The following is a 17,123-nucleotide window of genomic DNA, read 5'->3' on the forward strand; positions in this document are numbered from 1 at the left end:
GGGGCATCCAATCGGGCGCCCGTGTCCCCACGGTTCACCCGGCATTAGGGCTCGGTGAAGCCCCCGTCGTCGACGAGCGGGGCCAGGTCGGCCATCGCCGTGACCAGCGCGACGCGGGCCACCGACGGGGCCGCCGCGGCCAGCGGCAGCACCTGCCAGGTGGTGCGCCGCAGGTACGTCCCGGCCCAGCGCCGGTGCCGGTCGCCGGTGCGCATGACGAGCGCCTGGATGCTGCGCAGGTTGTCGACCCGGTCGGCGAGCTTCAGCACGCGGGCCTCGGGCGGGGCGCTGGCCTCCAGCCGGGCGTAGTAGGCGCGCAGCTCGTCGCCGCGGCTCGGCGCCGTGAGCCAATCGACCAGGTCGGCGACCTCGGGGCCGAAGCCGGTGCGGATCTCGCCCATGGAGGTGGGCGTGTCCTCGACCGTGTCGTGCAGCAGCGCCGCCTGCAGCAGCAGGGGGTCGCTCTCGCCCCACACGTCGAGCAGCATGGCCACGCGCACCAGGTGGACCCAGTACGGCGTGTCGCTGCCGCGGCGGGTCTGGTCGCCGTGGCGGGCGCGGGCGAACGCGAGGGCGCGTTGGAGCGCCGTGCGGTGCGCCGGGTCCTCGAGCGCGGCGGCGAAGTCGGTCCAGACCCGCTCGACGGTCTCCGGCGCGTCGAAGTTGCCGGGCCAGGCGCGCGCGCGGGCGCTCGACGGCCCCTCGTCGCCGACGTCGGTGATCGTCGGCGGACGCAGCGGAGTGGGACCCATGACCTCTAGGGTAGCGCCGCCGTCACCCGGCGCGGAGCGGCGCCTGGCGGTGATCGACATGGGGTCGAACACCTTCCGCCTGGTCGTGTTCCGCTACCGGCCGGGCGGCTCCTTCCAGCTCGTGGACGAGATCCGCGACGCGGTGCGGCTCTCCGCCGGCGCCGGGCCGCAGGGGCTCCACCCCGACTCGCTCGAGCGCGCCGCGCACACCGTGCGCCTCTACGCGGCCTTCTGCGCCCACGCCGGCCTCGAGGCGGTGGACGCCGTCACCACCAGCGCGGCGCGCGACGCGGCCAACCGCGACGACGTGATGGAGGCGCTCACCGCGGGGGGCGCGCTCGGGGTGCGCGTGCTGTCGGCCGAGGAGGAGGCCTGGTACGGCTACCTCGGGGTCGTCAACTCGACCACCCTCGGCGACGGCCACGTGCTCGACCTGGGCGGCGGCAGCATCCAGATCTCGCGGGTGGTCGGCCGCGGCCTGGAGCGGGTGGTCTCGCGCCCGCTCGGCGCGGTGCGCATGACCGAGCGCTTCCTGCCCGGCGAGCGGGCCTCGCGGGGCGAGATGAAGGCGCTCCGCAAGCACGCCGCGCGCGAGCTGGGCGAGGTGGGCTGGCTGTCGGCGCTCGGCGGCCGCATGGTGGGGATCGGCGGCACCATCCGCACGCTGGCCCGCATGCACCAGCGGGCGGTGCGCTACCCGCTCGACGAGCTGCACGGCTACATGCTGCCGCGCGACGGCATCGAGGAGCTCATCGAGCGGATGGCCGCGGCGCCCGCCTCGGAGCGCAGCCGCATCGCCGGGCTCAAGCCCGACCGCGCCGACATCACGCTCGCGGGCGCGATCGTGATCTCCACGGCGATGGACTACCTCGGCGTGCAGCGCATCGAGATCTGCTCGCAGGGGCTGCGCGAGGGCCTGTTCTACGAGCGCTTCCTGGCCCCGGCCGAGCCGCCGCTCATCGCGGACGTGCGCCGCCAGAGCGTGCTCAACCTGGCCGACATCTACCGCTGCGAGATGCCGCACGCCGAGCGGGTGGCCCAGCTCGCCCTGGGCGTCTACGACGAGCTGGCCCGCCTGGGCCTGCACACGCTCGACCGCCGCGAGCGCGAGCTGCTGTGGGCCGCCGCGATCCTCCACGACGCCGGCGTGCTGGTCGACTACAACGACCACCACAAGCACGGCTTCTACCTCATCCTGAACGCCGGCCTGCCCGGCTACCGCCACCACGAGCTGGCGATGGTGGCGCTGCTGGTGCGGGCGCACCGCAAGGCGCTGCCGAGCGCCGACCCCCTGGCGGACATCGTGGGCGGCGCGGGCGCCGAGGCGCTCGGCCGCATGGCGGTCTGCCTGCGCATCGCCGAGCAGCTCGAGCGCGGCCGCGCCGGCGGCGTGCGGCGGCTATCGGCCGACGCCCGGGACGGGCTGCTGCGCCTGGAGGTCGACGCGGAGGGCGACCCCACCGTCGCGCTCTGGTCGGCGGCGCAGGAGGCCCCCGCCGTCGAGGCGGCGTTCGGCCGCCGCCTCGAGCTCGCGCTCGCGTAGCGCCGCCCGCCCCCGCGGCGTACCTTGACGCCCCGGGTGAACAGCGTTAGCCTGTGGTTGTTCGGCTAACACTGTTCACCTCGAAGGGGGACCCGATGCACACGACCGGATCGTCGAGCGCCGCCCGCCGCCTCGCCTGGCTCGCCCTGGCCGCGGCGCTCGGCACGGCCGCGGGGCTGGTGCTGGCCGGCCACGGCGGCTGGTGGTGGCTGCTCGCGTTCGGCGCGGGGCCGGACCTCGCGCTGCTCGCCGGGGCGGGCGGCGGCATGGCACAGGGCCGCCTGCACCCGCGCGCGGTGCCGCTCTACAACGCGCTGCACCGACCCGCCGTGCCGGCGGCGATGCTCGCCGCCGTCCTGGTGGCCGGCCTGGGCGCGGGCCCCGCGGTGGGGGCGCTCGCCTGGGGGATCCACATCGCCGTCGACCGGGCGGCCGGCTACGGGCTGCGCGACCGCGACGGGTTCCAGCGTGGCTGAGGGGCCCTCGCCGCGCGCGCGGCAGATCGTGGCGGCCGGTCGCGCGCTGCTCGAGGAGGAGGGCCCGGCGGGCCTGTCGATGCGCCGGGTGGCCGAGCGGGTCGGCGTGCGCGCCGCGTCGCTCTACAAGCACCTGCCGGACAAGGCGGCGCTCGAGGCCGCGATCATCTCGCAGGGGTTCGCCGAGCTCGCCGACGCGTTCGCGGCGGCGGCCGGCGGCGGGGAGCCGCTCGCGGCGATCGGCGCCGCCTACCGGCGCTTCGCCGCCGGCCACCCGCACCTCTACCGCCTCATGACCGAGCGGCCCCTCCCCCGCGAGCTGCTCGACCCGGGCGTCGAGGCGCGCGCCGCGGCGCCGCTGGTGGCGGCCGCGGGGGGCGACGCCGACCTGGCGCGCGCGGCGTGGGCGTTCGCCCACGGCATGACGATCCTCGAGCTGACCGGGCGCTTCCCGCCCGGCGCCGACCTCGACGCCGCCTGGCGGGCCGGCGTCGCCGCGCTCAGCGCGGCCGGCCCGGCGCCTCCCGCAGGCGCACCCGGCGGCCCGTCCGCGTGATGCCGGAGCGGTGGACCCGGCCCCGGACGGCATGGTCGCCACCGCCGCGGCGACGGTCAGCGCGAGCGAGACCACGACCGCCCCGGCGCCCACCGTGCCGGCCGCCACCCGCGGCGGCATCACGATGGGGGCGAACGGCGGCAGGGAGAAGGCGAGCACCACCAGGCGGCCCTCGGGGTCGGCGGCGTTGCTCGCCGCGATCAGGCAGCCCGCCAGCGGCAGGATCGCCAGCGGCGCCTCACCGACCCCACCTCCTGCCGGCGCCCCACCAGCGCGCCGAGCGCGCCGTCGGCCGAGGCGGAGAGCGCGTATCCGGCGGCGAGCCAGACCACGACCCGGCGATCGTGGGGACGGCGACGTCGGCGGGTCCACGGAGCCGATCGCGAGCGCGGCCACGAGCGCCGGCACGGCGGCCGCGAGCAGCTGCAGCAGCGAGACGGCGCCGGTCCCCGCGACCTCGCCGGTCGGCAGCTCCACCGGCCGCAGGCTGGCGAGCAGCACCTCGGACACCCGGCTGGTCTTCTCCTCGGCCACGCCGGTCGCGACGAGCGTGCCGGCGGACAGCAGCGCCACGTCGAGCGGCACCGCCGCGATGACGCCGATGCCGGTGTCGCCGGGGTCGATCGGATCCGGCCCGCCGGTGCGCACCTCGGTCGACGGCGGCGCCGGGATGCCCTCGGCCGCCGCCGGGCCCACCCCCCGCCGCGCGCGGCCCGGCCTCCGGGCGCACCTGGCCCGTCGCGCCCTGGATGATCGCGCGCAGGCGCCGGAGAGCTCCTCCTCCACCGCGACCTCGACCGGGCCGACGCCGCCATGGCCACCGCGGCGTCGACGTCGCCCGCCTCCGCCAGGCGGACGGCGCCGGCGCGCGGCCCCTCGCGCACCTCCACGCCCCTCGGCGCGGGCGGCGTCGAGCACGGCGAGCGGGTCGGCGCCCAGCGCCAGGCGGGCGTTGTCGGCGCCGGCCGAGAGCAGCCGCGCGCCGGGCAGGTCGGCGCCCCAGCGCCCGCCGCCGGGCGGCTCCGCCGCCAGCCGCAGCACCCGCTGGCGGCTCGCGGCCTTCAGGGCGTCGACCCGGCCCGCCATCACCTCCCGGCCGCGGTCGATCACGACGACCGACTCGCACGGGTCCTCGACCAGCTCGTGCTCGTGGCTCGAGAACAGCACCAGGCGGCCGGCGTCGGCGGCCTCCTGGACGGCCTCCTGCAGCCCCGCCACGGCGATCGGGTCGAGGCCCGAGAAGGGCTCGTCGAGCACCAGCGCCTCCGGCTCGTGGACGAGCGCGGTGGCCAGCCGCACCCGCTGCTGGTCGCCGAGCGACCCCCTGCAGCTCCTCGCCGGCCCGGTCGGCGATGCCGAGCGGCGCGTCGGCGCGCCGCCCCGCGGCCCGCCGGTCGACGCCGGCGAGGCGCACGAAGTGGACCAGCTGGTCGCGCACGCGCATGTCCGGGGAGAGCCCGCGCTCCTCCGGCGTGTCGCCGAAGCGCCGGCGCACCTCGGGCGTGGTCGGCGCGGCCCGGTGGCGCACCGTGCCGGCGTCGGCGTCGATGACGCCGACGACGATGCGCATCGCCGTGGCCGTGCCGGACCCGTTGGGGCCGAGCAGGCCCACGAGGGCACGGACATCGTGAGGCCGTCGAGCGCCGGCCGGTCGCCGTACCGCTTCGTCAGCCCATCGATCTCGAGCACGCGCCGCAGGCGAGCCGCCGCCCCCCCACGGCCCGTCCTCATCCGCCGGTCGGCTTCACCCGATATGCACCCCCGAGGTGCGCGATGACCTTCGCGCGCTGGTCGCCCTGGATCTCGACGACCCCGTCCTTCACCGAGCCGCCCGAGCCGCAGAGGCGCTTCAGCTCCTTGGCCACGCGGGCCACGTCGGCGGGCGGCAGCCCCGTCACGACGGTCACCGTCTTGCCCCGCCGGCCCGACGACGTGCGCCCCACGCGCACGACGCCGTCGCCCGGCCCCGACGCCGGCGGCGCCGCCGGCCGCTCATCGCGGACCCGCCCGCCCTCGCTCGACCACACGAGCCGGGTATTGTCATCGCTTATGGATCCCATGCGCACACCTTCTGGTAGCCTTGCCGCCGTGCCCCCGTCCAGCCTGTCGCTGTCCGCCGAGGAAGTCGAGCAGCTCGCCGAAGAGTTCGAGGGCCGGAGCGCCCAGGACCTCCTCGCCTGGGCGGTCGAGCGCTTCGCCGGGCGCATCGTGCTCACCTGCTCGTGGCAGCACCAGTCGTCGATCCTCATCGACATGCTGCACCAGCTCGGAGCCGACATCCGCATCGTCGAGCTCGACACGGGCCTGCTCTTCCGCGAGACGTACGAGACCCGCGACCGCCTGATCGAGCGGTACGGGATCGAGGTGGAGCGGATCGACCCGCGCCTGACCGTCGCGGAGCAGGAGCGCGAGGAGGGCCCGGAGCTCTGGCGCCGCGACCCCGACCGCTGCTGCCACCTGCGCAAGGTGGAGCCCCTCGAGCGCGCGCTCGTCGGCATGGACGCCTGGATCACCGGCATCCGCCGGGCCCAGAGCGTGACCCGGGCCAACGCCCGGATGCTCGAGCTCGACCCCCGCGGCGTGGTCAAGGTGCAGCCGCTCGCCGCCTGGAGCGATGAGGACGTGAAGGGCTACCTGTTCGCGCACGACGTGCCGTACAACCCGCTCCACGACCGGGGTTACCCGTCGATCGGGTGCACCCACTGCACCCGCCCGGTCCGCCCCGGCGAGGACTCGCGCGCCGGCCGCTGGGCGGACGCCGAGAAGACCGAGTGCGGCCTGCACCTGCCCGCGCAGCAGGCCGCCGCCGGCCGGCGCTGAGGGGCGCGCCGGCGGGCGCCCGGCCGACGACCTCGGCAGGCTTCCAGTGACGATACGATCGGGGCCCCGCCCCGGAAGGAGGGCACCAGCAGCGTGAGCGATCGCCGCGGCTTCACCCTGTGGTTCACCGGGCTCTCGGGCGCCGGCAAGTCGACCATCGCCGACCTCGTCGGCCCCGAGCTGGAGCGCCGGGGCGTCCTGGTCGACTACCTGGACGGCGACGTCGTCCGCACCCATCTGTCGAAGGGCCTCGGGTTCTCGAAGGAGGACCGCGACACGAACATCAACCGCATCGGCTGGGTCGCGAGCCGGCTCACCCGCGCCGGCGCGGTGACCCTCGTGTCGGCCATCTCGCCCTACCGCGACACCCGCGCCGACGCGCGCCGCATGGTCGAGGAGTTCGGCCCGTTCGTGGAGGTGTTCGTCGACACCTCCGTGGAGGAGTGCGCCAACCGCGACGTGAAGGGCCTCTACGCGAAGGCCTTCGCCGGCGAGATCAAGGAGTTCACGGGCGTCAGCGACCCCTACGAGGCGCCCGAGGACCCGGAGATCCACATCCGCACCGAGTCCCAGACGCCCGAGCAGAGCGCGGCCGAGGTGGTCGCCGCCCTGGAGGCGCGCGGCCTCATCGGCCAGGCGGTCGGCGCGTAGCACCGCGCCGGGCCGACCTCCACGCCCACACCGTCGCGTCCGACGGCTCGCTGGCGCCCGCGGCGCTGGTCGAGCTGGCGGCCGCGGCGGGGGTCGGCGTGCTGGCGGTCACCGACCACGACACGCTCGACGGCGTCCCCGAGGCGCTGCGCGCGGGCGCGGCGCTCGGCGTGCGCGTGGTGCCCGGCGTCGAGCTGTCGGTGCGGGCGCCGTCCGGCTCCATGCACCTGCTCGGCTACTTCGCCGACCCGGCCCCCGAGCCGCTGGCCGGGCGCCTGGCCGAGCTGCGCGCCGCCCGGGCCGACCGGGCGCGGCGCATCGTCGAGCGCCTGGCCGAGCTCGGCGCCCCCGTGCGGATGGAGGACGTCGCCGCCCGGGCGGCCGGGCCGATCGGCCGGCCGCACCTCGCCGACGCCCTCGTGGCCGCCGGCCACGCCCGCGACCGCGGCGACGCCTTCGCGCGCTACCTGGGCGACGAGGGGCCCGCGGTCGTGCCGCACGCGCGGCTCGAGCCGCGCGAGGCGATCCGGCTGGTGACCGCGTCCGGCGGCGCGGCGGTGCTCGCCCACCCGGCGTCGCTGCGCATGGGCGACCGCGAGCTGGCCGGCTGGGTGCGGCGCCTGGCCGGCTGGGGCCTGCGCGGCATCGAGGTGCACCGGCCCGAGCACACGCCGGAGCGACGCAGGCAGCTCGCCGGGCTCGCCCACCGCAACCGGCTGGTGGCGTGCGGCGGCTCGGACTTCCACCGCCCCGAGGACCCGCTGCGCCCCGGCGACACGGGCGACCCGCCGCTGCCGCCCGACGCCGTCGACCGGCTGCTGGCCGCCCGCCCGCAGGGTGATCGGCTACCGTGACCGCATGACCACAGCGACCGACACCACCCCCTCCGGCCCGCGCGCGGCCGGGGTCCACTGGGACCTCTCCCCCCTCGTCGCCGACGCCGCCCAGGCCCGCGAGCGGCTCGCCGCGGCGCTGGAGCGCTCGCGGGCGTTCGAGGCCCGCTACCGCGGCGCCCTCGCCACGATCGACGGGCCCGGCCTGGCCGAGGCGCTGGCCGAGCTGGCCGCGATCGACAACGAGCTGTCGCGGGTCGGCTCCTACGCCAACCTGCGCGAGTCCGTCGACGTGACGAGCGAGGAGAACAAGGACCTGGCGGCCGCCGTCGACCGCGGCATGGTGGAGGCGTCCAACGCGCTGCGCTTCTTCGACCTCGAGTGGCTGGCCCTCGACGAGGACCGCGCCCGCGAGCTGCACGACGCGCCCGAGGTGGCGGCCGACCGCCACTACCTGATCGCGCTGCGCCGCTTCGCGCCGCACACGCTGTCGGAGCCCGAGGAGCGGATGCTCGCCGAGCGCAGCCCCGCGGCGGTCAGCGCCTGGCAGACGCTGTTCGGCCAGATCACCTCGACGCTCGAGGTGCCGTTCGACGCCGGCGACGGCGAGGGCGAGCAGCCGCACACGATCGACCGGCTGCTGGCGCTGGTGCGCCACCCCGGGCGCGACGTGCGCCGGCGCGCCCTCGAGACGCTCTACGAGGGCCTGGCGCCGCACGCCGACACGCTGTCGCACTGCTACGACACGCTCGTGGGCGACCGCCTGGCGATGGACAAGCTGCGCGGCTACGGCGGGCCGATGGAGCCCACCCACCTGCGCAACGAGCTGCCGGGCCCGGTCGTCGAGGCGATGCTCGACGCCGTCGAGCGCCACTACGGCATCGCCCACCGCTGGTTCCGCGTCAAGGCCGGCCTGCTCGGCCTGGAGCGCCTGGAGCTGCACGACCAGTACGCGCCGATCGGCGAGGCGCGGGCCGTGGCCTACCCCGAGGCGCAGCGGCTCATCCGCGAGTCGTTCGGGCGCTTCTCGCCACGGGTCGAGGACGTGGCGCGCGGCTTCTTCGCCGAGTCGCGCATCGACGCCGAGCCGCGCGCCGGCAAGCGCGGCGGCGCCTTCTGCGCCCCGGTGGCGCAGGACGCCTCGCCGTACGTGCTGATGAACTTCACCGACAAGATGGACGACGTGATGACGCTGGCCCACGAGCTGGGCCACGGCATGCACTTCACCTTCTCGTCGGCCGCGCAGACGGCCCTGTCGATGGGCACCGGCCTGGCGCTCGCCGAGGTGCCCTCCACGTTCGCCGAGCTGCTCACCTTCGACCACCTGATGGAGACCGAGTCCGACCCGTCGACGCGCCGGTCGCTGCTGTCCGAGCGCGTCGAGGGCTCGTTCGCCACGGTCTTCCGCCAGACGGTCCTGGCCCGCTACGAGCAGCGCGCCTACGCGCTGCGCGCCGAGGGCGGCACCCTGACCGCCGACCGGCTCTCCGACATCTGGTTCGCCGAGAACGAGAAGTACTACGGCGACACGCTGCTGCTGCCACAGGGCTACCGGCTGGGCTGGTCCTACATCCCCCACTTCATCTCGACACGCTTCTACACGTACGCCTACGTGTTCGCGCACCTCGCCACGCTGGCGCTCTACGCCCGCTACCGCGAGATCGGCGCCGGGTTCGTGGACGCGTACATCGCGTTCCTGTCGGCCGGCGGGTCGGCCACGCCCGATGAGCTGCTCGGGGGGCTCGGCGTGGACCTCTCGGACCCGGGGGTCTGGGAGCCCGGGTTCCGCGAGATGGAGCGGATGGTGGAGGCGGCCGAGGCGGGCTGAGCCCACCCCGGCGCGCCCCGCGCCACCCGCGGCGATCAGCCCTTCGAGGCCTTCTTGGAGGCCTTCAGCGGGTTGAGCGCCTTCTGCACCTGCTCCGGCAGCTCGCCGATCGGGTAGAGCTGGCGCCCGCACTCGGAGCGCCGCGTCGGACGCGCGCGGCAGGTGGTGGGCTCGCTCCACACCGAGACGGTCCGGTGGCCGCGCTCGCAGAGGTAGACGCGCGCCTGGCGGCCCGCGGCGGGGCCGACCGGCTGCGGGATCGCCTCCTCGACGACCTCCTCCTCGATCGCGACGACGTCCGGGTCGTCCTGCGTGGCCTGCGCGGCGTCGGCGTCGGCCTGCTCCGGCGCGGCCACCTCGTCCGCGACGGCCTCGGCCGTCACCTCGCTCTCGCTCATGCACGCTCCTTCGACGGACTGCTGACCGGGCCAGGATAGCGCCCCGCCCCGGGCTCGTCGTCGACCCACGTGAGCCCGCGCCGGCCGCGCATGCGGGCGAAGTTGGCCATCGCCCGGTCGAAGCCGACGACCGCCGGGTCGAGCAGCGCCCGCGCCCGCCAGAGCCGGTACTCCGCGAAGTGGCCCGGGTGCACGCCCAGCACCGACGCCAGCCGCTCCATCTGCTCGGCCGTCGGCGCCGCCCCGGTGCCCGTGCAGAGCTGGTGCAGGCGCGTGCGGCTGATCGCCACGCCCTCGGCGCGCAGCAGGCTGCCGAGGCCGGAGACGGTCAGCCCGCGGCGGTCGAGCAGCCGCGACAGGGCCACGGCGAGCGGCTCCTCGCTGATGGCCGACGCGGGCCGGCTCGAGGCGATGTGCGGGGCGTTCGGCATGCGGATCGCGCACACTACGCACGCCCCGCCCCCTCCGGAAGGACCACGACCGCGCATGACCGGCCCCTCGGCGGGTTCGCACACGATCGGTGACGCCTCCGACCCGGTCGCCCGGCTGCGCCCGGTGCGCGAGCAGGTCGCGGTCGGCCCCCTGCGCCTGCGGATCGCGCGGCCGCCCTCCGCCGAGGACCTCATCGACGAGGACGACTACGCGCGCGACGAGCGCCTGCCCTACTGGGCCGAGCTGTGGCCGAGCGCCCGCGTGCTCGCCGAGCGCCTGGCGGTGGGCGGGCGCCCGGCGACCGCCGGCCGCCGGGTCGTGGAGCTCGGCTGCGGCGTCGGCGTGCCCGCCATCGTCGCCGCCCTCGCCGGCGCCGACGTGCTGGCCACCGACTGGTACGAGGAGGCGCTGGCCTTCACCCGCCACAACGCCGCCGCGAACGGCGCCCGCCTCGGCACGCTGCACGTCGACTGGAACGCCCCGCCCCCCGCCCTGCTCGACCGCCCGGCCGCCGACCTCGTGATCGGCGCCGACCTGCTCTACGAGGCCCGCAACGGCGGCGCCCTCGCCGCGCTGCTGCCGCGCATCCTGCGCCCCGGGGGCGAGGCGCTCGTCGCCGACCCGCGCCGCCCGCACGCCGACGCCCTCATCGACCCCCTCGTCGCCGCCGGCTGGCGGCACGACCTCGAGGAGGTCCGCTACGCGGGCCGGCCGGACGAGTCGGGCTCGCTCATCCGCCTCCACCGGCTGATCGCGCCGGGAGGCTGACGGCCGGGAGCCGCTCGGCTACAGTGCCGCGCGCCACCGTTCGATACAGTGGTCGCTGAGCGATCCTCGGTAGCTCAATGGTAGAGCATCCGGCTGTTAACCGGAGGGTTGCAGGTTCGAGTCCTGCCCGAGGAGCTTCCGAAAAGCCCCGCTATCGGCGGGGTTTTTCGTTGGCCGGGGTCAGGCCGGAGTCGCCAGATCCTGGTCCGTGACCCCGTCGGACCCAGGCGCCCGCGTCGCGCCACCATCCCCGGGGCCGTCCCGCGGTGGACGACCGGCGATTCAGCGGCCGGCGCCCGCCTCGGGGAGCAGCACGACCGGGATGCCCGCGCGCCCCGCGCAAGCGATCGCGTGCACCGTGCGCCCGCGGGGGCGCTCGCCGCGGTGTGCGGCCACGCAGATCGCCGCGGCCGGGCCGAGGCCGTGGCCGCCGAGCACGATGCCCCCGTTGCGGGCCAGCAGGCGCTGGTCGTCGTGGTCGCGCGGCGCGCCCCGGCCGGGGTCGGCGTCGCGGGCGAGCGCGACCCAGTCGGCGTGCAGGGCCGGGTCGAGCGCGACCACCGCCGCGCCGGGCGGGCGCGCGGCCGGCTCGAAGCCGCTCCACGGCACCACGAGCTCGACCGCCCCGCCGCCGGCGGTGGCGCCGGCGGCGTAGGCCTGATCGGCGCCCGGCGAGCCACCGGTGCGGACGGTGTGGCCGGCGCGCGCCAGCGCGGCGCCGACGCGCGCGCAGAGCTCCAGGCCGGCCGGCGACAGCTCGCGCTCGCCGACCGCCGCCACGACGGCCGGCCGCCGCAGCGCCGGGTGGGCGAGCAGGCGCTCGAGCGCGGGCCGGTCGCCCATGCCGGACACCCTACGCCGACGGGCCGCCGCGCCCGTGCGGCCGCCGCAGGGGCCGGTCAGCCCGGGGCCGGCGGCGCCTGGGATTCTCGGACTCCGACCTCCACCACCGCCAGGGCGGCCCCGGCGGGTTCATGGGCGTGGAGGAAACCTGGGCTGACGGCTTCGCCCTGGCGGCCATCGCCGGGGCGCGACCCCTGCGCCAGGTTCGGGCAGGTGGCCGGCGTGAACGAAGGGTTCCTCGACGCTACGGCTGGCGGGGCGACGCTCGTGCCATGTTCCCGCGCCTGCGCGACGACGGCACCATCCTCCTGCCCCTGCGCGCGGAGGGGCAGGACGGCGTGGCGGGGGAACGCGCGGAGGTCATCGGGCCGGACGACGCCCGGTACGAAGCCCTGGCGGCCGCGTTGCGTGAGCGGCAGGCCGCGGAGGCGCCGGAGGACTGAGCCGACCGGGGCCGGCCCACCCTGCGGGGTGTGCCGGCAGTCCTGGTGATCAGCGGGACCTACGCCGGGCGGCCGGCGCGGCTGGAGTGGTGCCCCACCTGCGCAGGCCTCGCGGGGCGCGCCGCGCTGTCGCGGAGGCCGTCGACCTGACCTCCCTCGGCGGCCGCCGCGACCAGCGCCTCGTGCCAGTTGACCAGCAGCCGGTCGCCCGCGAGGAACGCGCCCCAGACCCGCTCGCAGAGGCGCTCGACGGCCGGCCGGCGCACGGCGGCGAAGCGCGCCCAGGCGTCGCGGACGCGTGTGCGGGTCACGTCGCAGACCGCGTACCGCCGATCGAGCCCGTACGTGGACGGCACCAGCGTCCCATCGTCCTGCAGGCAGAGCACGCCGAGCGGGTGCGGCGGCCCGGCCTGCTCGTCGCGGTGGACCAGGTCGAGCTGCACCACCATCGCGCCGCGGTAGAGCACGCGCAGCGCCGCGGTCAGCACGTGGACCTGGAGCAGCACCTCGTCGTCGGGCCGCTCGCCCCCCAGCCCCTGCGTCGCCCGCCCCGCCGCCTCGAGCGCGTGCAGTTGCAGCAGGCGCGCGCCGTGGGCGTGGGCGAAGCCGGCCGCCCAGGCGACGTCGCGCCACGAGGACCGGCCGACGGTGTACACCACGCCGAAGGGCACGCCGGCGTCCCGCGCCCGGCCGATGCCCGCCTCGAGCCGGGCGAAGGCCCCGCGACCGCGGATCCGGTCGTGCAGGTCCGGCGGCCCGTCGAGGCTCACGGCCAGCACATCGACGCGCCCGGCCAGGAGGTCCAGGCGGCGGGCGTCCAGCAGCGTGCCGTTGGTGGTCACGGTGGTGCGCAGCCCCGCGGCGCGGGCGCCGTCGAGCAGCGCCGGCAGGTCGGCGAACAGCAGCGGCTCGCCGCCCGACACGGCCACGGTGCCGTAGCCCAGCGCCGCGCAGTCCTCCAGCGCCCCGACGATCGCCCGCACCGGCAGCGCCGCGCGGGCGCGTGGCCCGGACATCGAGTAGCAGTGGGCGCAGCTCAGGTTGCAGCGCAGCGAGGGGTGCACCTGCACGACGCCGGGCGGGGGCGCGGCCGACGTGCCGGCCACCGCGTCGCCCCTCGCCCGGCGCGCGCCGCCTACCGGAAGCCGATCTCCGCCTCGAGGATGTCGGGGAACGGGATGCCCTTCGGGAAGATGCGGATCTCGTCGATCTGCGGCAGCTCGCGCAGCAGGTCGACGAGCCGCCCGGCCCCCTCGAGCCCGACGATGGTCTGCACCCGCACCCCGTCCGGGATGACGATGCCCTTCGGGAAGACGCGCATGGGCCGCACGCCGGCCGCGTTCATCGCGGCGACGGCCTTGCTCATCTGCTTGAGCGCGTCGCCCTTCAGGCCCCCGGCCTGGAGGGTCCTCACCAGGTGCGACTCGAGCTCCCGTTCCGGGACCGGATCCTGCGGGAGCGAGATCCCCGCCTCGCGTGTCGCTGTCGCCATGTCGGCACTCCTGTCTCGGTGCGAGCACAGAGTCCACCGCTGACGGTGGCCTGCCGAGTGTCGTGGACGCCGCGGGCGGGGCGCCATCACCTCCTGTGGTGACGGGACCGGGTGCGCCGCCCGGTTCTCACGCTTCGGGCCCGCGCACCCGGGCGCGCGACGCCGTCGGGCGCCTGCGGTAGCGTCACCCCATGGCGGCGGAGCCCGAGCCCCTCGAGCTGGACGCGGGCGGGCGCACCGTCGCGATCAGCAACCCGGACAAGGTCATGTTCCCCGAGCACGGGGAGACGAAGGCCGACCTCGCCCGCTACTACCTGGCCGTGGCCGAGCCGCTCATGGCGACGGCCCGCGGCCGGCCCGCGCTGCTGCAGCGCTTCCCGAACGGGGCGACCGGGCAGTCGTTCTTCCAGAAGCGCATCCCCCAGTCGGCGCCGGGGTGGCTGACCACGACGACGGTGTCGACGCCCAACGGCACGACCTCGCGCGCCCTCGTGCTCGCCGACGTCGCGCACGTGCTGTGGGCGGCCAACATGGGCTGCCTCGGCTTCCACGTGTGGCCGTACCGGGCCGCGCGCCCCGATGAGGCCGACGAGCTGCGCCTCGACCTGGACCCCTCCCCCGGCGTCACCTTCCCCATGGTGCGCGAGGCGGCGACGGAGGTGCGGGCCCTCCTCGGCGAGCTCGGGATCGCGGCGTACCCCAAGACCACCGGCAACCGCGGGCTGCACCTGTACGTGCGCGTGGAGCCGGGGCGCGACTCGTTCGCGGTGCGCCAGGCCGCCGTGGCGGTGGCCCGCGAGATGGAGCGCCGGCGCCCCGACCTGATCACGGGCGCGTGGTGGAAGGAGGAGCGCGGCGCGCGGGTGTTCGTCGACTTCAACCAGAACGCGCCGCACAAGACCGTGTTCGGCGCCTGGTGCGTGCGGGCGCGGCCGGGGGCGCAGGTGTCGGCACCGTTCGCGTGGGACGAGATCGATGCGATCGAGCCGGACGAGCTCACCATGCGCACCGTGCCGGAGCGGCTCGCCCGGCTCGGCGACCCGTGGGCGGGCATGGACGACGCGCCGCAGTCGATCGAGCCGCTCGTGGAGCGGTACCGGGCCGACCTGGCCCGCGGCGTCCCGGACGCCCCGTGGCCGCCGGTCTACCCGAAGATGCCCGACGAGGCGCCGCGGGTGGCCCCGAGCCGCGCGCGCGGCGCGCGAGGGGGCGGGGGCTGAGCGCGCCCCCGCCCGCACCGGCGCCGACGCCGCCCGGCGACGCCCGCGCCGAGCGCATCCTGGCCGCGGTGCGGGCGATCCCGCGTGGCTTCGTGCGCACCTACGCCGACCTCGACCCGGCCGCGCCGCGGCTGGCGGGGCGGGTGCTCGCGACCACGGCCGAGGAGGTGCCGTGGCACCGCGTGGTGCGCGCCGACGGCACGGTGCCGAAGGGCGAGCGCCAGCTCGAGCGGCTGCGGCGCGAGCGGGTGCCCATGCGCGGCACGCGGGTCGACCTGGCCGCGGCGCGCTACCCCGCCCCGCCGCCGGACGGGGCGCCGGCGGGGCGCCGCGGCGCCGCGCTGGAGGAGGCGATCGCCGCCGTGGCGGCCGCCGACCCGGTGATGGCGGCCCTCGTGCGCGCCGCGGGGCCGGTCGAGCACCGGCCCCGCAACCCCGACGGCCACTTCGGCGCGCTCGTGCGCTCCATCGTCTTCCAGCAGCTCGCCGGGCGGGCGGCGAACGCCATCCACGGCCGGGTGCGCGCGCTGGTGGACGGGCCGCTCACCCCCGCGGCCCTCGCCGCCGTGCCGGACGACGCCCTGCGCGCCGCGGGCCTGTCGGCCGGCAAGCTGGCCTCGATCCGCGACCTGACGGCGAAGGTGCTGGACGGGACGGTGGTGCTCGAGCCGAACGAGGGCCTGGACGATGAGGAGGTCATCGCCCGCCTCGTCGCCGTGCGCGGCATCGGCCGCTGGACGGCGGAGATGTACCTGATGTTCGAGCTGCGCCGGCTGGACGTGTGGCCGGTGGACGACCTCGGCGTGCGCCAGGGCTACGGCATCGTCTGGGGCATCGACCCGCCGCCGCCGGCCGCCCGCATGGGGCGCCTGGGCGACCGCTTCCGGCCCTATCGCAGCGTGGCGGCCCGCTACTGCTGGGAGGCCGTCGCGCTGGCCCGGGCCGGCGCCGACACGAGCCTGCGCTGATGCCGCGGCGCAGCGCCGGCCTGCTGCTGCACCGCCGCGCCGGCGAGGGCGTGGAGCTGCTGATCGCCCACATGGGCGGGCCGTTCTGGGCGCGCCGCGACGAGCGCGCCTGGTCGATCCCGAAGGGCGAGTACGAGGACGGCGAGGAGCCGCTCGCCGTGGCGCTGCGCGAGTTCGCGGAGGAGCTCGGGCGGCCACCGCCGCCGGGCGAGCCGGTCGAGCTCGGCGAGTTCCGCCAGTCGGGCGGCAAGCGGGTGGTGGTCTTCGCGCTGGAGGGCGACCTCGACGTGTCGCGGGTGCGCAGCAACACCTTCACCACCGAGTGGCCGCCCGGCTCGGGCCGCCGGCGCAGCTTTCCGGAGGTGGACCGCGCCGAGTGGGCCTCGCCCGAGCGGGCCCGGGTGGCCCTCGTGGCGGGCCAGGTGCCGGCCGTGGAGGCGCTGCTGGAGCGGCTCGCCCGGGACGACCCGGCCGCCGCCCGCGCCGGCTAGCGCAGATCCACCCCGGCGGCGGCCATCTCGGCGCGCGTGCGCGCGTCGTCGCCGGGCGTCACTTCGACCGGGCGGGTCGCGTCGAGCACGACGGTCGCGGCGTAGCCGAGGCCCCGCGCGTCGATCGCCGTGGCCGTCACGCAGACGTCGCGGGCGAGGCCCACGACGACCACCCGCTCCACGGCCCGCTCCTCGAGGATCGCCCGCAGGCCGGTGGAGCGCTCCTCCCCGGTGACCTCGTCGCGGGCGTGGAAGCCGGAGTAGCCGTCCTCCCGCCCGGTGCCCTTGCGCACCACCGGCCCGTCCACCGTCAGCCCCGGGTGCAGCTCGGCGCCCCAGGTGTCGCGCACGCAGTGGACCGGCCAGGCGCCGCCCTCATCGCGGAAGTGGGGCGTCGACGGCGGGTGCCAGTCCTGGGTGTAGACGACGGGGGCGCCGGCGGCGCGGGCCGCGGCGACGAGATCGTTGACCCGCGGGACGACCTCCTCGCCGCCGGTCACGTAGAGGCTGCCGGACGGATCGGCGAAGTCGTTCTGCACGTCCACCACCACGAGCGCCGTGCGCTCGTCGAACCGGATCGGGTCGTCGTCCGCCATGGCCGCCCCCGTG

General features: G+C 76.9%; 20 protein-coding genes, 1 tRNA gene and 1 pseudogene. 13 read left to right on the forward strand and 9 right to left on the reverse strand.

The features are described 5' to 3' along the window. Positions 1-44: 44 nt before the first annotated feature. The gene (locus tag ITJ85_RS09725; RefSeq protein ID WP_217912904.1) at positions 45-752 is read right to left on the reverse strand and encodes an HD domain-containing protein; all 708 of its coding nucleotides are present in this window, start codon (positions 750-752) and stop codon (positions 45-47) included. Here ITJ85_RS09725 and ITJ85_RS09730 point away from each other — a divergent pair. The 3 genes from ITJ85_RS09730 to ITJ85_RS09740 all read left to right on the forward strand — a co-directional run bounded on the left by ITJ85_RS09730 (position 751) and on the right by ITJ85_RS09740 (position 3,327). After that, positions 751-2,295 (forward strand): Ppx/GppA phosphatase family protein, encoded by a 1,545-nt coding sequence (locus ITJ85_RS09730; protein WP_217912905.1) that lies wholly within the window; start codon positions 751-753, stop codon positions 2,293-2,295. The two genes, ITJ85_RS09725 and ITJ85_RS09730, sit on opposite strands and share 2 nt — an antisense overlap. Before the next feature lie 95 nt (positions 2,296-2,390). Beyond that, complete coding sequence (locus ITJ85_RS09735) at positions 2,391-2,771, forward strand: DUF4260 family protein (RefSeq protein WP_217912906.1); 381 nt, start codon at positions 2,391-2,393, stop codon at positions 2,769-2,771. Then, positions 2,764-3,327 (forward strand): TetR/AcrR family transcriptional regulator, encoded by a 564-nt coding sequence (locus ITJ85_RS09740; RefSeq protein ID WP_217912907.1) that lies wholly within the window; start codon positions 2,764-2,766, stop codon positions 3,325-3,327. Before ITJ85_RS09735 ends, ITJ85_RS09740 begins: the two co-directional genes overlap by 8 nt. A 238-nt stretch (positions 3,328-3,565) precedes the next feature. Here the strand turns inward: ITJ85_RS09740 and ITJ85_RS17640 are convergent, their stop codons facing one another. Both ITJ85_RS17640 and ITJ85_RS09750 read right to left on the reverse strand, forming a co-directional pair. Next, positions 3,566-4,939 carry an ATP-binding cassette domain-containing protein gene (locus tag ITJ85_RS17640; RefSeq protein ID WP_217912908.1) on the reverse strand — a complete coding sequence of 458 codons (1,374 nt, stop codon included), beginning with the start codon at positions 4,937-4,939 and terminating at the stop codon, positions 3,566-3,568. 115 nt (positions 4,940-5,054) lie between these two features. After that, complete coding sequence (locus ITJ85_RS09750; RefSeq protein WP_343233014.1) at positions 5,055-5,378, reverse strand: translation initiation factor; 324 nt, start codon at positions 5,376-5,378, stop codon at positions 5,055-5,057. A gap of 7 nt (positions 5,379-5,385) precedes the next feature. Here ITJ85_RS09750 and ITJ85_RS09755 point away from each other — a divergent pair, with 7 nt between their 5' ends. From ITJ85_RS09755 to ITJ85_RS09770, 4 genes and pseudogenes are all read left to right on the forward strand, one after another. Further along, complete coding sequence (locus ITJ85_RS09755; RefSeq protein WP_425517111.1) at positions 5,386-6,147, forward strand: phosphoadenylyl-sulfate reductase; 762 nt, start codon at positions 5,386-5,388, stop codon at positions 6,145-6,147. A gap of 93 nt (positions 6,148-6,240) precedes the next feature. After that, complete coding sequence (gene cysC, locus ITJ85_RS09760; protein ID WP_217912911.1) at positions 6,241-6,798, forward strand: adenylyl-sulfate kinase; 558 nt, start codon at positions 6,241-6,243, stop codon at positions 6,796-6,798. Between the two features lie 26 nt (positions 6,799-6,824). Beyond that, positions 6,825-7,652: pseudogene (locus ITJ85_RS09765) on the forward strand (PHP domain-containing protein); the annotation flags it as partial. 4 nt (positions 7,653-7,656) lie between these two features. Continuing rightward, positions 7,657-9,459 carry a M3 family oligoendopeptidase gene (locus tag ITJ85_RS09770; RefSeq protein WP_217912912.1) on the forward strand — a complete coding sequence of 601 codons (1,803 nt, stop codon included), beginning with the start codon at positions 7,657-7,659 and terminating at the stop codon, positions 9,457-9,459. A 35-nt stretch (positions 9,460-9,494) separates the two neighbouring features. Here the strand turns inward: ITJ85_RS09770 and ITJ85_RS09775 are convergent, their stop codons facing one another. Together ITJ85_RS09775 and ITJ85_RS09780 are read right to left on the reverse strand one after the other, a co-directional pair. After that, positions 9,495-9,857 (reverse strand): hypothetical protein, encoded by a 363-nt coding sequence (locus ITJ85_RS09775; RefSeq protein WP_217912913.1) that lies wholly within the window; start codon positions 9,855-9,857, stop codon positions 9,495-9,497. Continuing rightward, positions 9,854-10,288: a helix-turn-helix domain-containing protein gene (locus tag ITJ85_RS09780; protein WP_217912914.1), complete on the reverse strand. Its 435-nt coding sequence runs from the start codon at positions 10,286-10,288 to the stop codon at positions 9,854-9,856. The genes ITJ85_RS09775 and ITJ85_RS09780 overlap by 4 nt, the downstream gene beginning before the upstream one ends. Before the next feature lie 55 nt (positions 10,289-10,343). Here ITJ85_RS09780 and ITJ85_RS09785 point away from each other — a divergent pair, with 55 nt between their 5' ends. Both ITJ85_RS09785 and ITJ85_RS09790 read left to right on the forward strand, forming a co-directional pair. Next, entirely contained in the window at positions 10,344-11,057 is a 714-nt protein-coding gene (locus ITJ85_RS09785) for a class I SAM-dependent methyltransferase (RefSeq protein WP_217912915.1), read from the forward strand. 63 nt (positions 11,058-11,120) lie between these two features. Further along, a tRNA-Asn gene (locus tag ITJ85_RS09790) sits at positions 11,121-11,192 on the forward strand. A gap of 147 nt (positions 11,193-11,339) precedes the next feature. On the opposite strand, the gene ITJ85_RS09795 is transcribed toward ITJ85_RS09790, so the two are convergent. Then, the gene (locus ITJ85_RS09795; protein WP_217912916.1) at positions 11,340-11,900 is read right to left on the reverse strand and encodes a hypothetical protein; all 561 of its coding nucleotides are present in this window, start codon (positions 11,898-11,900) and stop codon (positions 11,340-11,342) included. 272 nt (positions 11,901-12,172) lie between these two features. Between ITJ85_RS09795 and ITJ85_RS09800 the strand changes: the two genes are divergently transcribed. Further along, positions 12,173-12,343: a hypothetical protein gene (locus ITJ85_RS09800; RefSeq protein WP_217912917.1), complete on the forward strand. Its 171-nt coding sequence runs from the start codon at positions 12,173-12,175 to the stop codon at positions 12,341-12,343. 59 nt (positions 12,344-12,402) lie between these two features. Here the strand turns inward: ITJ85_RS09800 and ITJ85_RS09805 are convergent, their stop codons facing one another. Beyond that, a complete protein-coding gene (locus tag ITJ85_RS09805; protein ID WP_217912918.1) occupies positions 12,403-13,449 on the reverse strand; it encodes a radical SAM protein in 1,047 nt (348 codons plus the stop codon). 29 nt (positions 13,450-13,478) lie between these two features. Further along, positions 13,479-13,835, reverse strand: coding sequence for a hypothetical protein (locus tag ITJ85_RS09810; RefSeq protein WP_217912919.1), 357 nt, complete (start codon positions 13,833-13,835; stop codon positions 13,479-13,481). Positions 13,836-14,026: 191 nt separating this feature from the next. Between ITJ85_RS09810 and ligD the strand changes: the two genes are divergently transcribed. Genes ligD through ITJ85_RS09825 form a run of 3 tightly spaced genes read left to right on the forward strand, consistent with a single transcriptional unit; the run spans position 14,027 to position 16,514 of the window. Beyond that, positions 14,027-15,055 (forward strand): non-homologous end-joining DNA ligase, encoded by a 1,029-nt coding sequence (gene ligD, locus ITJ85_RS09815; protein ID WP_217912920.1) that lies wholly within the window; start codon positions 14,027-14,029, stop codon positions 15,053-15,055. Then, positions 14,968-16,023, forward strand: coding sequence for an MGMT family protein (locus tag ITJ85_RS09820; RefSeq protein ID WP_281412183.1), 1,056 nt, complete (start codon positions 14,968-14,970; stop codon positions 16,021-16,023). The genes ligD and ITJ85_RS09820 overlap by 88 nt, the downstream gene beginning before the upstream one ends. Further along, positions 16,023-16,514: an NUDIX hydrolase gene (locus tag ITJ85_RS09825; RefSeq protein WP_217912922.1), complete on the forward strand. Its 492-nt coding sequence runs from the start codon at positions 16,023-16,025 to the stop codon at positions 16,512-16,514. Before ITJ85_RS09820 ends, ITJ85_RS09825 begins: the two co-directional genes overlap by 1 nt. On the opposite strand, the gene ITJ85_RS09830 is transcribed toward ITJ85_RS09825, so the two are convergent. Further along, positions 16,511-17,110, reverse strand: a complete 600-nt coding sequence (locus tag ITJ85_RS09830) for an isochorismatase family protein (protein ID WP_217912923.1) — start codon at positions 17,108-17,110, stop codon at positions 16,511-16,513. The genes ITJ85_RS09825 and ITJ85_RS09830 overlap by 4 nt on opposite strands. Positions 17,111-17,123 lie beyond the last annotated feature (13 nt).

Origin of the sequence: Miltoncostaea marina, assembly GCF_018141525.1 — a bacterium.
Classification (GTDB): Bacteria; Actinomycetota; Thermoleophilia; order Miltoncostaeales; family Miltoncostaeaceae; genus Miltoncostaea; species Miltoncostaea marina.

What these genes read in the sequence shown, in the direction of transcription:
- ITJ85_RS09730 (WP_217912905.1), top strand. Translation starts at nt 751, where the DNA reads ATGACCTCTAGGGTAGCGCCGCCGTCACCCGGCGCGGAGCGGCGCCTG.
- ITJ85_RS09725 (WP_217912904.1), bottom strand. Translation starts at nt 752, where the DNA reads ATGGGTCCCACTCCGCTGCGTCCGCCGACGATCACCGACGTCGGCGAC.
- ITJ85_RS09735 (WP_217912906.1), top strand. Translation starts at nt 2,391, where the DNA reads ATGCACACGACCGGATCGTCGAGCGCCGCCCGCCGCCTCGCCTGGCTC.
- ITJ85_RS09755 (WP_425517111.1), top strand. Translation starts at nt 5,386, where the DNA reads ATGCGCACACCTTCTGGTAGCCTTGCCGCCGTGCCCCCGTCCAGCCTG.
- ITJ85_RS09770 (WP_217912912.1), top strand. Translation starts at nt 7,657, where the DNA reads ATGACCACAGCGACCGACACCACCCCCTCCGGCCCGCGCGCGGCCGGG.
- ITJ85_RS09775 (WP_217912913.1), bottom strand. Translation starts at nt 9,857, where the DNA reads ATGAGCGAGAGCGAGGTGACGGCCGAGGCCGTCGCGGACGAGGTGGCC.
- ITJ85_RS09780 (WP_217912914.1), bottom strand. Translation starts at nt 10,288, where the DNA reads ATGCCGAACGCCCCGCACATCGCCTCGAGCCGGCCCGCGTCGGCCATC.
- ITJ85_RS09785 (WP_217912915.1), top strand. Translation starts at nt 10,344, where the DNA reads ATGACCGGCCCCTCGGCGGGTTCGCACACGATCGGTGACGCCTCCGAC.
- ITJ85_RS09795 (WP_217912916.1), bottom strand. Translation starts at nt 11,900, where the DNA reads ATGGGCGACCGGCCCGCGCTCGAGCGCCTGCTCGCCCACCCGGCGCTG.
- ITJ85_RS09800 (WP_217912917.1), top strand. Translation starts at nt 12,173, where the DNA reads ATGTTCCCGCGCCTGCGCGACGACGGCACCATCCTCCTGCCCCTGCGC.
- ITJ85_RS09810 (WP_217912919.1), bottom strand. Translation starts at nt 13,835, where the DNA reads ATGGCGACAGCGACACGCGAGGCGGGGATCTCGCTCCCGCAGGATCCG.
- ligD (WP_217912920.1), top strand. Translation starts at nt 14,027, where the DNA reads ATGGCGGCGGAGCCCGAGCCCCTCGAGCTGGACGCGGGCGGGCGCACC.
- ITJ85_RS09825 (WP_217912922.1), top strand. Translation starts at nt 16,023, where the DNA reads ATGCCGCGGCGCAGCGCCGGCCTGCTGCTGCACCGCCGCGCCGGCGAG.
- ITJ85_RS09830 (WP_217912923.1), bottom strand. Translation starts at nt 17,110, where the DNA reads ATGGCGGACGACGACCCGATCCGGTTCGACGAGCGCACGGCGCTCGTG.